A 16,159-nucleotide genomic window follows, 5' to 3' on the forward strand; every position below is an offset into this window, starting at 1 on the left:
TCACCAATCGGGCGTTTACGGGCAGTTGATCTCCCACCTAACTTCTTTGCTCCAGCCGAATTTTGAGGTGGGAGTCTTATTGCCCGTTAATGCGGGATAAATAGCCCAGTGAAAAAAGTGTTCTAGATATGAAAAAAGAAATATACAATGCTACAAAACAAGTAGAACAAAAAATCATTTTCTCAAAAAATGTTCTGCATAAAGGCAGGTGACAACATGTGGAGAGCGTGCCCTTATTACAAGTTACAAAGATGAGTAAATCATTTGCAGATCAACTCGTATTAAAAGAAGTCAATTTACAATTAGAGCGTGGAGATATATACGCTTTAGTTGGAGGAAATGGTGCCGGGAAATCAACGTTAATGAAAATACTAACGGGCTTGTATTCATACGATGCTGGCAAAATTTATGTGAAGGGGGAAATACAACAGTTTTCAAACACAGCAGAGGCGCATCAACATGGTATTTACTTAATACCACAAGAGCCGCTCATCTTTCCTCATATGACAATTGAAGAGAACATTTGTATCGGAATGAAAGCGAAAAAGAAAGAGCTTCGAAATAAAATTAAAAAGTTGCTAGAAGACTTAGGGTGGAACATTCAACTTCGTGAGCTAGGGGTATCGTTATCCATCGCACAGCAACAATTAGTAGAAATATTGAGGGGATTAATAAGAGAAGCTGAGATTCTTATTTTAGATGAGCCAACATCGACATTAACAACTCACGAAATTAAGAGTCTTTTTGTGTTGATGAAAAGTTTAAAAGAAAAAGGAATTGGCATGATTTATATTACGCATCGTTTTCCAGAAATCTTTGAAATTGCGAATAAAGTAGCAATTTTACGTGACGGAATGATTGTAAGTCAAGGTGATGTATCAAGGTATACATATGACATGTTAATGGAGGGGTTATTACCGAAAGGATATAAATTTGAGGAGAAAAAAGAGATCATACAAGAGGAAACAGAGCATGCGGAAAAACTATTAGATGTCACGAATGCGTCAAGCTATGCGTTTCAAAATGTATCATTTACTGTACACGCTGGAGAAGTTGTTGGGATTGCTGGGATCGTTGGATCAGGTAGGACTGAACTAGCTGAATCGTTATGTGGATTAAAGCCTTTGAAATCAGGTTCTGTTTTATTAGATGGGAAATCCATTACAAAGTATTCGGTACATAAGCGAATAAAGGAAGGTATGGTGTATGTACCGGAGGATCGAGCAGGGAATGGTATTTTTTCAATTGCGTCTGTTAAGGAAAATATAACATCTGCATCTTTAAACAGTATGAGTAGCTTCTTTTTAAATAGTAAAAAAGAAAGCGCTTTATCCGAATTGTATATAAAACAGTTTAGAATTGTTGTCCCTCATATGAATGAGAAAATGACGTCTTTATCAGGTGGGAACCAACAGAAGGTTGTGCTAGCAAAATATCTTGCATGTAATCCGAAAGTGATTATTCTTGATGAACCGACCCGTGGTATTGATGCGAAAGCAAGATTAGAAGTATACGAAAGGATACAAAGTTTGAAGAGAAAGGGACTTGCGCTCATATTAATTTCTTCAGATATGGAAGAAATCGCTCAATTAGCGAATCGTGTTTATGTGATGAGAAACGGAGGATTCGTCTCTCATTTGGAGAAGAAGGAAATTTGTATTGATGAAGTTACACGCCTTGCGTACGGAGGAAAGGGAGGTGTAACGGAGTGAACCGTTTATTTAAAATGCATGAGACGTCTATTATTATTTTATTACTTCTTTACATAGCCTTCGTTGGAGTAATGAATCCTAGTTTTGTTCAGTTTAGCTCTTTATCTTTAATTATGAAATCAAGCGTTATTTTAGTTATTTTGGCAATTGGTCAATCTTTCGTATTGTTTACGAAAAACATAGATGTATCAGTAGGATCTATTATGGGATTAAGCGCTGCGGTTTGCGGGATGTTGTTAACAGATGGATACAGTGCCTTTATTTCAATATTTGCGGCAATTATACTTGGTGCTCTTATTGGTATGGTAAATGGAATTGGTGTTACGAAATTTCGAGTGCCAGCTATCATTATGACATTAGGAATGCTCGGTATTATTAGAGGTGCAATGTTACTATTCACGGGCGGAAAGTGGATTGAAGATATTCCGAATGAGTATAAACAAATTTCTTCTATTATGATGTTAGGCATTCCGGTAACGGTATGGACCGTTCTTATCATATTACTACTACTATATTTCTTTTTAATGAAAGTACAAATTGGAAGATATTTTTATGCTGTCGGTGATAATGAAGATGGTGCAAGGCTTATTGGAATACATGTAGATAAAGTGAAAATATACGTGTTTATCATATCAGGCATAAGCGCTGGGCTCGCTGGATGCATATTCGTAATGAATATTGGATTCGTTCCAAATCAAACAGGTACAGGGATAGAATTGCAAGTGATCGCCGCTGCTGTTTTAGGTGGTATTCATTTAAAAGGAGGAACAGGTTCTATATTTGGAGCGGCATTAGGTGCATTTTTTTTAGAAGTGATAAGCAGTTCACTCGTCTTTTTAAAAATACCTGCATTTTGGAATAGTGCTATTTCAGGATTTTTACTTTTACTCATCATCATAATAGATAGTGTCTTAAAAAAATGGAAGAAACTCCGGCAACTAGAAGAAAGAAGGGTGAATCTATGAGGGGAATACGTAGCTTGTATAGATGGGAAGGGGTTCTTCTCATATTGCTTCTCGTAGAACTCATTCTCTTTAGTTTCATAAATAGTGATTTCTTAAACATTAGTAACCTCCTTTTTAGTATGAACGATTTCCTCATTATTTCAATCGCAGCTATTCCGATGACATTTGTCATTGTAACTGGCGGAATTGATGTATCAGTAGGATCTATTATGGGGCTTACTTCGATTCTTATCGGAGCACTTTGGATGAATGGCATGCCTATACTGTTGGCCGTTATCATTGCGCTCGTAATAAGTTGCATAGCGGGCGGATTAAATGGACTTATTATAAAAATGACAGATGTAGAACCTCTTGTCGTTACACTTGGAACGATGTTTTTATATGCAGGAATCGCCCTTGTTATTTCAGGTGGTTCGGGTGCAGCGGGCTATGAAGGAATAAGTGGTTTACCAGATTCGTATGTGCAAATGGCAAATGGTAGTTTTATCGGTATACCTAATCTATTATGGCTCCTTGTCATTTTAACGATAGTATTTACGATATTGTTTCACCGTACAACATATGGTCGCTACGCAAAATTAACTGGCGCAAATGAAAGTACGGCGAGATATTCCGGCATTCGAACGAAGAAAGTAGTGATTATTGCTTACGTACTTTCTGGGTTAGGAGGTGGATTAGGAGGAGCTTTCTTAACAGCGTATTTCGGTTCAGCTCGTGCAGATATTGGAAGTGAAACGATTTTGCCAGTAATTACGGCAGTTGTATTAGGCGGCACACTTATTACAGGCGGAAAAGGGAGTATTATTGGGACAGTACTAGCGAGTATTTTTATAGGACTCATGCAGTACGGTTTACAAATGACGGGCTTAACGAATGAACAATCTAATGTAGTAATAGGTATTATCCTTATTGTTTCTGTTATTATGAGACATTTCAAATTACAACGATTCACTACGGGGAAAAGAAGGAATTTGCATAAGGGGGAAATGTCATGAAGAGAAAACTGGGGATTGTTATTATTATGTGTATTTGTTTAATCGGTTTAATTGCTTGTTCTAGCCAAACAGCGGATAAGAAAAAAGCAGATGATGTGAAATTTGCATTCATTCCGAAATTAACGGGAGTTGGCTTCTTTACATCAGGCGGTGAAGGTGCAAAAGAGATGGGAGATAAGTTAGGTGTACAAGTGAAATATGATGGACCTTCTGAAGCGAGCGTATCAGGGCAAGTAAAATATATAAACAATTTTATTAATCAAAACTACGATGCAATTATGGTTTCATCTACGTCAGTTGATGGTCTCTCGCAATCATTACAACGTGCAAAGAAAAAGGGGATGACCGTATTAACGTGGGATTCTGATGTGAATCCGAAAGACCGTTCGTTTTATATTAGCCAAGGTACACCAGACCAACTAGCAAAGTTATTAATAGAAATGACATCTAAGCAAATTGGAGATAAAGGGAAGGTCGCATTCTTTTATTCAAGCCCGACTGTAACAGATCAAAATCAATGGGTAACGAAGGCGAAAGAGATTATTAAAGAGAAATATCCGAATTGGGAAATTGTAACGACGCAATACGGTGAAAATAATGCTCAAAAATCTTTATCGGTAGGGGAGAGTATTTTAAAAACGTATCCAGATATTAACGCAGTAATATGTCCAGATGCAACAGCACTACCAGCAATGGCGCAAGCAGCTGAGAATTTGAAAATGGGTAAGAAAGTAGTCGTAACGGGATTTTCGACACCGAACGTTATGCGTGATTATGTAAAACGAGGAACAGTACAACAATTTGGATTATGGGATGTAAAACAACAAGGTGCCCTCGCAACGTATGTTGCAAATGAAATTGTTGTAAAAGGGAAGAAGTTAAAAGTCGGGGATAGCTTTGAAGTAAAAGGAATCGGAAAAGTGAAAGTAGAGCCGAACTCTATTCAAGGGTATGATTATGAGGCAGAAGGAAATGGTATTATCGTATTACCTGAACGAGTTGTATTTACGAAGGATAATATTGATAAGTATACTTTCTAGTAGAAAATAAAAACGTCCGAATATATCGGACGTTTTTATTATGTCGTTTTTTTAATCTATTCATTAATTGTGAACAGCTTCTTTTTCATTTAACCCAAGTGTGCGTCCTGTTGAAGCGTGAAGCTCTTGGAACAGTCTTGGATTTTCCGTAAGTGACACGCCGTAAGAAGGGACCATTTCTTTTATCTTTGGCTCCCATTCTAGTATACGTTCTGGGAAGCATTTTTCTAATACTTCAAGCATAACGTGAACAGCAGTAGAAGCACCTGGAGAAGCGCCAAGTAACGCAGCGATTGATCCGTCATTTGCACTAACAACTTCTGTACCAAATTGAAGTGTTCCTTTCCCACCTGCATCAGTATCTTTAATTACCTGCACACGTTGTCCAGCAACGACAGTATCCCAATCTTCACTTTTAGCGTTCGGAATAAACTCACGTAATTCTTCCATACGCTTTTCGTGTGATAACATAACTTGTTGGATTAAGTATTTTGTTAATCCCATTTCTTTTACACCGGCTGCTAACATCGTTAAGACGTTATTCGGTTTTACAGAACCAATTAAATCAAGGTTTGAGCCAGTTTTTAAGAATTTAGGTGAGAAACCTGCAAATGGTCCAAACAGTAAAGCTTTTTTGTTGTCTATATATCTTGTATCAAGGTGAGGTACAGACATTGGCGGAGCACCAACTTTAGCTTTTCCGTATACTTTTGCATGATGCTGCTCTACAATTTTTTGGTTTTTACATACCATAAATAGTCCACTTACTGGGAATCCTCCAATATGTTTTGACTCAGGAATACCAGTCTTCTGAAGTAGAGGTAGGCTACCGCCACCGCCGCCGATAAAGACGAATTTTGCAGTATGGTGTTCGATTTTACCACTATTCATATCATGTACTTTTACTTCCCACAAACCGTTCTTCGCACGTTTAATATTTTCGACACTATGTTTGTAGTTAAGCTCCACATTTTTAGTTTTTAAGTAATCAAATAACATACGTGTTAGCGCACCAAAGTTAACATCTGTTCCAGAATCAATTTTTGTTGCAGCCATAGGTTCATTAGAATTACGACCTTCCATAATGAGTGGAAGCCATTTTTTTAATGTGTCAGGTGCATCAGCAAATTCCATTCCTTGGAATAGAGCATTTTTTGAAAGCGCTTCAAAACGTTTTTTTAGAAACTCTACATTTTTTTCCCCTTGTACCAAACTCATATGAGGTAGTGGCATAATAAAATCTTGTGGATTACGAATTAAATTTCTTTTTACAAGATACGCCCAGAATTGTCTTGAAAGTTGAAATTGTTCGTTAACTTTTACAGCTTTACCAATATCTATAGATCCGTCGGATTTTTCGGATGTATAGTTAAGCTCACATAGCGCAGAATGTCCTGTACCGGCATTATTCCATTCGTTAGAACTTTCTTCTCCGGCATTTGCGAGTTTTTCAAATACTTTAATTTCCCATTCAGGTGCCAATTCTTTCAGTAATGATCCTAACGTTGCGCTCATAATTCCTGCGCCAATTAAGATAACGTCTGTTTTTTGCTGCATGTTGCTCATGATAATCTCTCCATCCCCTATATTGGCAAAAAAGAGTAGGTGTTTTTTATTTCTAAGCCGTAAAAAGAAAACACCGCCTAGGCCCCACCTAGGAATCTATCTTTTTTGTCTCAATTATATAACCATCTCATACTCTATTATAATAATTAATAGAGTAAAATATCTAGTGTTATCTGATAATTTTAAACTATTTAACGTTTTATTTCTTAGAATTCTTCTGCCATAAGGGTAAACTGCATAGTAGTAAAGCTAGATTTGGAGAAGAATTCCAGTTTGATGTTATCCCAAAAAAGCTTATAAATACTTAAATTCTTTATCTTTGAGAACTAGTAAAATTCTATTTTGAAACATTTAATGTGAAAAAATAGTATAAATAACATTTTAATGATAAGATTATTCAGAAAATTAAATAGGAGGGATACCATTGCTTACACGTGAACAAATCGCAAACTTATTTCGGGATTTTTCTGCGAATGAATGTAAAGGATCGAGTGTTTTATACGAATACTTATCAATAAAAATTTCTGAAGATGAGGAAGTTCTTACGTTAGCTTCCTACGCACAACCTGGTCAACCAGTCCCAAACTTATTATTAGGTGCAGTCCATTATTTATTGCTAAAAGGAAAAGAGCACAGTTTAAAAAACTATTATCAAAGTTTAGTTGAAAATGCTGATATAAATTTTGAAAATGCCTTTTACCAATTTAAAGATTTTTGCCATGTATATCGAGAAGAAATTATCTCTTTATTACAAACGAAACTTGTTCAAACGAATGAAGTAAGACGATGTGCCTATTTATATCCAAGTTTCTGTTACATATTTAATAAAGTGAACAAACCATTGGCGTTAATAGAAATTGGTACAAGTGCGGGATTACAACTATTTTGGGATCAATATCGTTATTCATATGGAATGGAAGAAGTGTATGGAAATACACAATCGAATGTTCATTTAACCTCTGAAATAAGAGGGGAGAATATGCCGAATCTGCTAAAACAAAGTCCACCTGTCGTAGAAAGAATCGGACTAGATTTACATGTGAATAATTTAAATGATGAAGAAGATTATTTATGGTTACGCGCGCTTATTTGGCCAGAACATAAAGAAAGACTTGAACTATTCGATCAAGCAGCAACGCTTGTAAAAGAAAAATCAGTACAATTAATTGAAGGGGACGGTGTAGCACTTCTTCCAGCCATTGCAAATCAAATAAGGGAAGATGCTGTAATCTGCATTTTCCATACACACGTCGCAAATCAAATACCTGAAAATGTAAAACATAAGCTAGAAAAACAAATTAAAGAAATAGGTGCAAAACGTGATGTATTCCACCTATATAACAACATGTGGGACCGGGACCTTCATATTGATTATTATATTAACGGAAACGAATATTGTGAAACTGTTGGGGAAACGGAAGGGCATGGAGGATGGTTTAGTTGGGGGCTTGGGGATAAGCCGCTTTGTTAATGTAATCCTATAGGATGGGGACCTTTTGTTTTAAAAATAAATTTTTTGATTAATATGATAATAATTTATGATAAGTTGTATATAAGGATAAAAATAAAAAGGATGATGAGCATGCAAAAGAGACCAGAGGCAAATGAATATAACCCCTATTATTCAACGTACATAAACTTAATACCAGATGGAGATATCATACATATTTTAGAGCAACAAATGAAGGAAACGAATCTTTTGTTGAAGGATATTTCTGATAGTGAGGGACATTTTAGATATGCTCCTAATAAATGGAGTATAAAAGAAGTAATCGGTCATATTGCGGATACTGAACGTATTATGGCGTATCGATTGCTTTCCATAGCAAGAGGCGAGACAGCAGAACTTCCTGGATATAACGATGATATGTATGTTCTTAGAGCAACTTTTGATAAGCAATCTATGCAAGATCTTCTTGAGAATTTAATAGTTGTTCGCCAATCTACTATGCATTTGCTTAAAAGTTTAGATAAAGAAGCTTGGTTACAAAGGGGAATTGCGAACAATTCTGAAGTCACGGTTCTTGCATTAGCAAACATTATTGCTGGTCATGAGCTTCATCATCGTCAACTTGTAAAAGAACGTTATTTGGGTTCTAAGGCATATCCAGCATGTTAAAATATGAAAATAAAAAGAGAATGATTCATAGGGAATTTCTGAATTATTCTCTTTTTATTTTTCTGCGTATCAGTGGAATTATAAATGTTTTTTTACAAGGTCTATTCCTTCTCGTTGATGCTAATAGGGGGCACTATACATGCCCATCAAGCTAAGGGTGGGTATTGGGGTTTGTGTAGCAATGGAACCAAATCACGCAATAAGCATTAGCGAACATTAGAAATAGTAAAAATGCCACTTTTTCCTGTTAAAACGAGGTGATTTTAAATTTCAAATTCTTCTTTTACAACAGTCGCTAGTCCATCAATTGATTTACGTAAATCTGTTGCCCCTTGTGCAAGATATACTTTTTATATTGTGATTTCTGACAGCTTATTTATTAGTAAATTCATAAGGAGTCCAAGTAGCGATTTCATTTCCAGGTGCAGCAACTACAAGCCAATCCTCAAATTGGACCCCAGCTTGCCAGCATTCATAGTGATCATGAAAACCATTTACAAACATGATTTGTCCGTTCTCAAATGTTATAAATAAATGCGGAGATTCATTAGCAAGTTGTATGTTTGTAACTTTTTTTCTTCTTACTTCAAAAATTCTCTTATATTCTTCCTCCTCAGTATAATCGTCAAATTCCTCCTCATTAGAAGGGTACTTTTCTGGTGGATTATTAAATAAAAACCATTTCGATTCGATGTTGACATATAATTGCCCATCATAGTCAACATCGAATCGAAATTTGTAAAATGAATCTTTATAGTTGCTGGAGAAATACCAAATTGCAATCCATCAACTTGTGCTCCTATGAAGAGATGTTTTAATACATTTTCAGCATAAAGTTTGTCTTCTTTGTTCATTATACGAATCATCCTTTCTGTAAAATATATAGTATATCTTTATTGTAATAAATAAATTTTTATGTAAAATGAACCTTTTGTGAGAAACGGGCGAATATAGTGTGAAAGATCATGAGAGGGTAACGTAATTTTGGATGAAGTAGAATTAAAAGAATGGCTGTATAAAATGGAGCCTAGGGACCAAGAAGCCTTTCGAGTTATTTATAAATTAACAAGTAAAGATATTTATAGACAGTAGTATTTTTATTAGGGAATCAAAAGCAAGATGTCAAAATTGATGAATGTACAGCTTGTTAAATAGTTCAATATTTTTGATTTTTCTCTGACTGCATAAGTATGATGTTTGTAGGAGGGGATCATATGAGTATACACAAAAAAATCATAGCGATTTCAGAAAGTATTAGGGAAGGATCATCCAACACAAACATATTAAAAACTTTAGCAGCATTTATTCCAGAAGGTATAGATTACACTATTTATAATGGGATAGAGGAACTACCTCATTTTAATCCGGATGTAGATCGAGTTGGAGCACCGGTTGTTGTTGAAGAATTTCGAAAGACATTAAGTGAAGCACATGCACTTATTATTTGTACACCAGAGTATGCAAAAAGTATTCCAGGAGTTTTGAAGAATGCTTTAGAATGGCTTGTTTCATCAGCGGAACTTTATAAAAAGCCAGTGGCTATTATAACAGCTTCACCATCAATTGCGGGAGGGGATAAAGCCCATGAATCTTTATTACTTACACTAGGTATGCTAGATACAATTGTCGTTCAAAATGGCTCGTTATTAATCCCATCTGTGCGAACTAAATTTAGTGATGATGCAAAAGTAACAGATGAGGATACAAAGAAAGCTCTTATCTCTTTAGTTCAAAGTGTAGTAGACGAGATAAAGAAATAGTGATTTAGTTCGTATTAAGGTGAAAATGGGACTTTTATAATAAAAAAAGATAAAGGCAATGCTACGGTTAGTTCAAATGTAGCATTGCCTTTTTATATAGTTAAATATATGTACTCAAAATCTCCCCAGGCAATCCATCAATCTCGCAAACTTTTTCAGATGTAAAACCAACGTTTAGTAAAATCTTCCGAGAGGGGGTATTGCTCGGATCGATAATTGCTTTTAGTACGCTTACATCTGTCTGCTTCGCTATTTCAATTAATTCTCTTGCGATATAACTACCATATCTTTTTCCCCAGTGCTCTGGCAAAATCATATACCCAATTTCAGCTTCTTTTACATTATCTTCATTCACTGTTACATGTCCAAGGCCGATAAATTCATTTGTTGCACTGTCATAAACTTTATAAGACCCAAACAGTTTATGCTTTTCATTGCGCCTTAACAATTTTTCATAGTCGTTTTGTGCCTCTTCTAGCGGAATAGCACGCTCTGTAATTTGTGCCATCACTCTTTCATTTGATACGAGCTGGAAATATGGACTAAAATCTGTTGCTTCAAATTTTTTGAAATGCAGTTTATGCATAGGGTTCCTCCAAACGAATTTTTATTAGTTCTTCAGAAAAGATAAACGATAGTTAAATAGTGATCTCTATTTGATTGCCTTCCGGATCACTAATTACACTTTCGTAATAGCCATCTCCAGTGAAACGTGGTCCATTTAATAAAGGAGAACCAGCTTCTTTTAACGTTTTTGTTAGTTCATTTACACGTTCTTCACTACCAACAGAGAAAGCCATGTGTGCATAGCCAGTGATATTTAGGTTAGGCTCGTTTTCTATGCCTTTCTTACGCATAATTTCAAGGCGCGCTCCAGATTCGAACGTAATAAAATAAGATTCAAAGTGTTTCGCTTCATTATGATATAAAGAGTTTGCTTTACCGTTAAAGTACTTTGTATAGAAAGTACGCATTAATTCTAAATCATTTACCCAAATTGCTATATGTTCGATTTTCATTCGTTTCACCAATCCATTCTTTATGTAAATTAAAAAATATGTACTCTGTAATAATTAGCGAAATTCAACAACACTAATTAGATGTTCACTTTATTAAATTTGCATGCATAGTGCAAGAAATAAGAATGGACGTTAGGAAAAAGCGGATTGTAATGAAAAATTTTTATTAATGGTATTAGATAATTTTTAAGTCATAACATGCATACAATGTCTAATTAAGTGAATTACGTACGTCAAAATTTCAAATAAGGAGGGACATTTGTGGGGCAATTTGAACAAATGGTGATTGTCGGTATTTCCATGTCTTTTATACTGTCTATTATGATATTAGGGTCTGCGTATTATAATCCTCGCCTTTGGTTAAATGATTATCCGAAAGATATTCAAAAAGTAGTTTTGCCAAAATCGATAAATGAAAAAAAACAAACATTTTATTTCGGAATTATTTACAATATTATTCTCTTCGGAACGCCTTTAGTTTCTACATATATACTACATCACCATGTGAAATTATTGTATATTGAAGCCTATTTACATACTTTTGGGATTGTAATGATTTTCAATTTAGTAGATTTATTAATAATCGATTGGCTTATATTTTGTTCGGATTACTCCAAGATTTGTTGTTATTCCTAGTACTGAGGAAATGAAAGGATATAAAGACTATAAGTTTCACTTAAGAGGTGCAATAGTCTGGAACGCCATTTTTAGCAATTGTAAGTTTATTTTTGGCAGGAATTGCGACAACTATCTAGTGTGAAGTAGAAGGTCATGAAGAGTTTATAGAAGATAAGTAGATTTATAATGTATAGAATTAGAAATGAAAATTTGATAATATTGGAGTAGAAAGTTTTAAAAACAGTATATTAAGTGGTATTAATATACTGTTACAAATGTTTTGATACTCTGTGGAATTCCCTAATTTTATGGAAGGATTTCATAGAACTCAAAAAAACGCAATGGAGGCTAATATGAAAAAAATAATTGGCGCAGCAACAGCAACAGTTCTTGGATTGGGGGCTTTTACCACATCTGCTATCGCAGAAACTATCGTAACAGCGGATGTACTTAACGTACGTGAAAAGCCAACTACGGAATCAAAAGTTGTCGAAAAAGTAAAAGAAGGACAAAAGTTAAAGGTCATACATACTGAAGAAGGATGGTCAAAAATTGATTTAAATGGTAAAGAATTGTTTGTAAGTTCGGAGTATACAAAAGATATTTATCATGTAACAGCAAACCTATTAAATGTACGTACTGAAGCAAACACAGAATCAGAAATTCTTGGCAGACTGAAACAAGATGATGTAATTGAATCAACACATCAAGTAAAAGATGGATGGCTGCAATTTGAGTATAAAGGAAAAACAGCTTATGCAAATGTTTCTTTCCTATCAAGTACAGCACCAATTGAAAAGAAAGCTGAAGAGAAAACGAAGCGAGTAGCGAAAGTACAAAAAGCAGTTAAAGCAAAGGAAGAAGTAAAAACGCAGAAAGAAGCAAAAGTACAAGAAATAGCAAAAGCGAAAGAAACAACAAAAGAGCAGAACGAAGTGAAGGTAAAAGAAATAGTAAAGCCTAAAGAAGAAGCAAAAGTAACAGAGAGAGTAAAAGTTAAGGAAGAAACGAAAGCAGAAGAAATAGTAAAGCCTAAAGAAGAAGCAAAAGTAACAGAGAGAGTAAAAGTTAAGGAAGAAACGAAAGCAGAAGAAATAGTAAAGCCTAAAGAAGAAGCGAAAGTAACAGAGAGAGTAAAAGTTAAGGAAGAAACGAAAGCAGAAGAAATAGCAAAGACCAAGGAAGAAGAAAAAGTAACAGAGAGAGTAAAAGTTAAGGAAGAAATGAAAGCAGAAGAAATAGTAAAGACCAAGGAAGAAGAAAAAGTAAAAGAAGAAGCAAAAGCACAAGAAATAGCAAAAGCTAAGGAAGAAGCAAAAGCACAAGAAATAGAAAAGGCTAAGGAAGAAGCAAAAGCACAAGAAATAGCAAAAGCTAAGGAAGAAGCAAAAGCACGAGAAATAGAAAAAGCAAAAGAAGAAGCAAAAGCAAAAGAAGAAGCAAAAGCGCAGGAAATAGCAAAGGCTAAGAAAGAAGCGCAAGCACGAGAAATAGAAGAAGCGAAAGCAAAAGAAGCAACAAAGACACAAGAAGTATCTAAAAATAACACACAGTCTGCTAAACGTGAATTAACGGTAGTAGCGACAGCATATACTGCTGATCCAAGTGAAAATGGTACATATGGTGGACGCGTTTTAACTGCGATGGGTCATGATTTAACGGCAAATCCTAATATGAGAATTATCGCAGTAGATCCGAAGGTAATCCCATTAGGATCTAAAGTATGGGTAGAAGGTTATGGAGAAGCTATTGCTGGTGATACTGGTAGTGCTATTAAAGGAAATCGTATTGATGTTTTAATGGGTTCAAAAAGTAAAGCTATGAATTGGGGAAGGCAAACTGTTAAAGTAAAAGTTTTATAATAATGGTTATCCAAATAGAAGTCAGTTCTCTTTATTGAGACTGGCTTTTATTTTTTGCCTTAATGTGATTCATTGAAAAAATTTGAAGGATATGTAAAAGAATTAATTTTGCTGCTGAGTACAGTGAGCGGTCAAAGTAACCCTATTGAAGTATTTAATCCTTATTTGTATTTCTGACAACCATATTGTTCTTCTATCACTATTAAAATACAATTAGATAAATAGGAGAAAAATATTCATAAAATAGTAATTATTTTATTTAGTCTTATACTAGAGTTTAAAACGTTCCAAATCCCTATAGCGTCAGAATGGATACAGAACTCAGTCTTCTTGTAAATTGTTATTATTTTATTATCGTATTCATACCAAAAAGATAACGGTGATAAGAATAAGAAAAATGATGATTAGCAACAATAAAAAATGTTTTATGTACCGAAAGTTATTAAAAGATTAGTATCGAGGATCACCTTTATAAGCGAGAAGAGGATTAAATATGACAACAGAATTATATGGCACACATTATAATGAAATAAAAGGGTATAGAGTAATGGAAGGGAAAGATTCATATAATCATTATTTTGGTGGTCAAGATTGTGACTTACCACTATGTAAGCTATGCAATGAGAAAATGCATCAAATCTTTAGTTTAGATTTGAAAGATGATAGGCTTGTTGAACTTAAAAATGATGAAATGAATGTTTTACCATTCGTTTCTTGCTTGAATTGTTCGATGGTGTGGGAGCCGCAATATTTTCAGTTAAGTAATGGTGGTAAAACGGTATAAATAATAAAGCAGGACAATACGGAAGATTGGATAATGGAAAATGAGGATAAACTACCGGTCGATCTACCAAAAACTAATGTAAAGCTAACAAATATGAAAAATGAAGATATACCTACTGATGAAGATCGTTACTGGGAAGCTTTTGACTTATTCGGTTCGGAATATATATGTAGATTGTTAGGAGCGCCTTTATACGATGAAGTTCCAGAAGATTTAGGATGTCCAGCTTGTTCTAAAGAGATGAAATATGTTGCTACAATTACACAAGACCTTGAAGAACGGGAACTTATTTCAGTAGTTGATTTTCAGTTTGGGGAAATGAATATATATTATTACTTATGTAAAGATTGTTCCGTTATGAAAACTGAAATACAAGGAACATAATAAAATAAGACTGACAAATGATTCAGTCTTATTTTTGTTGTGTAACGTCATTAAGAATAGTGTGAAATACATCTTTTTGCGTGAAATCATCTGTAAATACAGTTTCTCTAGCAACTTCAATTGTATCGTGAGGATTATACCATTTCCGTAATGCATCCTCACCAAATTCATGCCTTTTTCCCCTTGTGTTATGGCGTCTAATTGTTTCCTCTAATGATAAATCGAAGTAATATGTAAACGTATTTTCATCAAAAAAATGTATTAATTCTTTCAGCATATCACCGTATCTACGACTGCTCAGTATACCTTCTAAAATAACAAATTCACATTTTCCTTTTCCGTACTTCGTAATTTCAAATAATAAATCATGAGATAAGTTACCTATTGTATCGTGAACTTTTAGCATATCTCTGCGCACAACGTCTTGTGAGACTAGAAGTGTTCCTTGCCCGAAATGTTCTTGCAGTTCCTTTGCGATAGTTGTCTTGCCGCTTGCGGAGTTTCCTCGAAGAATAATTAATGTTGATTTCAAAGTCTCATCTCCAAATTGTTTTAGTTTTTTAGGTCCTGTTACAAAAGAACTTCATTATGGGAAACATTCTTTTAGTTAGTTAAATAATAGTTTATGATACTCAGTATAGGTTGAACAGAATAATTTCTTATTGTGGGATTATGCAAGTAAAGCTGTTTGGAAAATTTACTATTCGCATATAGAAAAGTTATTATAAGAGTAACTAATAAGGAGGTGACCTATGTTATTCCAAAAGGGACAATTATTAGTTAGATACGTAATAAAAAACGATGCACCTATCATTTCAAAATGGCTAACAGACCCAGAAGTCCTGCAGTATTACGAAGGACGAGATAGTCCGCAATCTGTAGAAAAGGTGCTTGATCATTTTATACATCATCCAAACGGTCATGAAAAAAGATGTTTAATAGAATTTGATGCCGTTCCAATCGGTTACATTCAAATGTATCCAGTTGATTCTGAATGGAAAGCGTTATATGGATATGAAGAATCGCAGAATGTATGGGGCATGGACCAATTCATCGGTGAGCCAGTGTATTGGGGAAAAGGAATTGGCACAAAACTTGTTCAATCAGCAAGTGCATACATTATGGAGAGTTTAGGAGCAGAAGCGATAGCGATGGATCCTAGAGTAAATAATGAACGTGCGATAAAGTGTTATGAAAAATGCGGATTTAAAAAAGTGAAGGTTTTAAAGGAACATGAATTGCATGAGGGGAAATTAGAAGATTGTTGGATGATGGAATATAAACAATTATAATGATTTATGAAAGGGCTTATACAAACAAAGGGAGCTGTGTGAG

The 16,159-nt window shown here is 34.7% G+C and carries 13 protein-coding genes and 5 pseudogenes; 12 read left to right on the forward strand and 6 right to left on the reverse strand.

Annotated elements, in window-relative coordinates:
• The first annotated feature begins 218 nt into the window (after nt 1-218).
• The 4 genes from JFU18_RS00630 to lsrB are packed head-to-tail and all read left to right on the forward strand — an operon-like array spanning nt 219 to nt 4,712.
• A complete protein-coding gene (locus JFU18_RS00630) occupies nt 219-1,712 on the forward strand; it encodes a sugar ABC transporter ATP-binding protein (RefSeq protein WP_201033972.1) in 1,494 nt (497 codons plus the stop codon).
• The gene (locus tag JFU18_RS00635) at nt 1,709-2,677 is read left to right on the forward strand and encodes an ABC transporter permease subunit (protein WP_201033971.1); all 969 of its coding nucleotides are present in this window, start codon (nt 1,709-1,711) and stop codon (nt 2,675-2,677) included. The genes JFU18_RS00630 and JFU18_RS00635 overlap by 4 nt, the downstream gene beginning before the upstream one ends.
• Entirely contained in the window at nt 2,674-3,672 is a 999-nt protein-coding gene (locus JFU18_RS00640) for an ABC transporter permease (RefSeq protein ID WP_002189993.1), read from the forward strand. The genes JFU18_RS00635 and JFU18_RS00640 overlap by 4 nt, the downstream gene beginning before the upstream one ends.
• Nucleotides 3,669-4,712 (forward strand): autoinducer 2 ABC transporter substrate-binding protein LsrB, encoded by a 1,044-nt coding sequence (gene lsrB / locus JFU18_RS00645; RefSeq protein WP_201033970.1) that lies wholly within the window; start codon nt 3,669-3,671, stop codon nt 4,710-4,712. Before JFU18_RS00640 ends, lsrB begins: the two co-directional genes overlap by 4 nt.
• Nucleotides 4,713-4,775: 63 nt before the next feature.
• Here lsrB and JFU18_RS00650 read toward each other — a convergent pair whose 3' ends face one another.
• Nucleotides 4,776-6,281, reverse strand: coding sequence for a malate:quinone oxidoreductase (locus JFU18_RS00650; protein WP_274378591.1), 1,506 nt, complete (start codon nt 6,279-6,281; stop codon nt 4,776-4,778).
• Between the two features lie 421 nt (nt 6,282-6,702).
• On the opposite strand from JFU18_RS00650, the gene JFU18_RS00655 reads away from it, so the two are divergent.
• Together JFU18_RS00655 and JFU18_RS00660 are read left to right on the forward strand one after the other, a co-directional pair.
• Nucleotides 6,703-7,749, forward strand: coding sequence for a DUF2332 domain-containing protein (locus JFU18_RS00655; protein ID WP_201033969.1), 1,047 nt, complete (start codon nt 6,703-6,705; stop codon nt 7,747-7,749).
• Nucleotides 7,750-7,860: 111 nt separating this feature from the next.
• Nucleotides 7,861-8,397 (forward strand): DinB family protein, encoded by a 537-nt coding sequence (locus JFU18_RS00660; protein WP_085311742.1) that lies wholly within the window; start codon nt 7,861-7,863, stop codon nt 8,395-8,397.
• A gap of 263 nt (nt 8,398-8,660) precedes the next feature.
• Here JFU18_RS00660 and JFU18_RS30450 read toward each other — a convergent pair.
• Nucleotides 8,661-8,735, reverse strand: a pseudogene (locus JFU18_RS30450) (hypothetical protein); the annotation flags it as partial.
• 34 nt (nt 8,736-8,769) lie between these two features.
• Nucleotides 8,770-9,251, reverse strand: a pseudogene (locus JFU18_RS00670) (hypothetical protein).
• Nucleotides 9,252-9,381: 130 nt separating this feature from the next.
• Between JFU18_RS00670 and JFU18_RS00675 the strand changes: the two are divergent.
• Nucleotides 9,382-9,521: pseudogene (locus JFU18_RS00675) on the forward strand (sigma-70 family RNA polymerase sigma factor); the annotation flags it as partial.
• A 90-nt stretch (nt 9,522-9,611) separates the two neighbouring features.
• Nucleotides 9,612-10,157 (forward strand): NADPH-dependent FMN reductase, encoded by a 546-nt coding sequence (locus JFU18_RS00680; RefSeq protein ID WP_201033968.1) that lies wholly within the window; start codon nt 9,612-9,614, stop codon nt 10,155-10,157.
• 100 nt (nt 10,158-10,257) lie between these two features.
• Here JFU18_RS00680 and JFU18_RS00685 read toward each other — a convergent pair whose 3' ends face one another.
• Nucleotides 10,258-10,743 (reverse strand): GNAT family N-acetyltransferase, encoded by a 486-nt coding sequence (locus JFU18_RS00685; protein WP_002127881.1) that lies wholly within the window; start codon nt 10,741-10,743, stop codon nt 10,258-10,260.
• A gap of 52 nt (nt 10,744-10,795) precedes the next feature.
• The gene (locus tag JFU18_RS00690) at nt 10,796-11,176 is read right to left on the reverse strand and encodes a VOC family protein (RefSeq protein WP_002127880.1); all 381 of its coding nucleotides are present in this window, start codon (nt 11,174-11,176) and stop codon (nt 10,796-10,798) included.
• Between the two features lie 261 nt (nt 11,177-11,437).
• Between JFU18_RS00690 and JFU18_RS00695 the strand changes: the two are divergent.
• From JFU18_RS00695 to JFU18_RS00705, 3 genes and pseudogenes are all read left to right on the forward strand, one after another.
• Nucleotides 11,438-11,931 (forward strand): annotated as a pseudogene (locus JFU18_RS00695) (nitroreductase).
• 216 nt (nt 11,932-12,147) lie between these two features.
• Entirely contained in the window at nt 12,148-13,656 is a 1,509-nt protein-coding gene (entB, locus tag JFU18_RS00700) for a cell wall-binding protein EntB (protein ID WP_201033967.1), read from the forward strand.
• A 493-nt stretch (nt 13,657-14,149) separates the two neighbouring features.
• Nucleotides 14,150-14,824: pseudogene (locus JFU18_RS00705) on the forward strand (hypothetical protein).
• A 28-nt stretch (nt 14,825-14,852) separates the two neighbouring features.
• Here JFU18_RS00705 and JFU18_RS00710 read toward each other — a convergent pair.
• Complete coding sequence (locus JFU18_RS00710; protein WP_078176514.1) at nt 14,853-15,356, reverse strand: kinase; 504 nt, start codon at nt 15,354-15,356, stop codon at nt 14,853-14,855.
• 220 nt (nt 15,357-15,576) lie between these two features.
• Here JFU18_RS00710 and JFU18_RS00715 point away from each other — a divergent pair, with 220 nt between their 5' ends.
• Complete coding sequence (locus JFU18_RS00715; RefSeq protein WP_201033966.1) at nt 15,577-16,116, forward strand: GNAT family N-acetyltransferase; 540 nt, start codon at nt 15,577-15,579, stop codon at nt 16,114-16,116.
• The last annotated feature ends 43 nt before the right edge of the window (nt 16,117-16,159 follow it).

Origin of the sequence: Bacillus sp. TH22, assembly GCF_016651015.1 — a bacterium.
Taxonomy (GTDB): domain Bacteria; phylum Bacillota; class Bacilli; order Bacillales; family Bacillaceae_G; genus Bacillus_A; species Bacillus_A mycoides.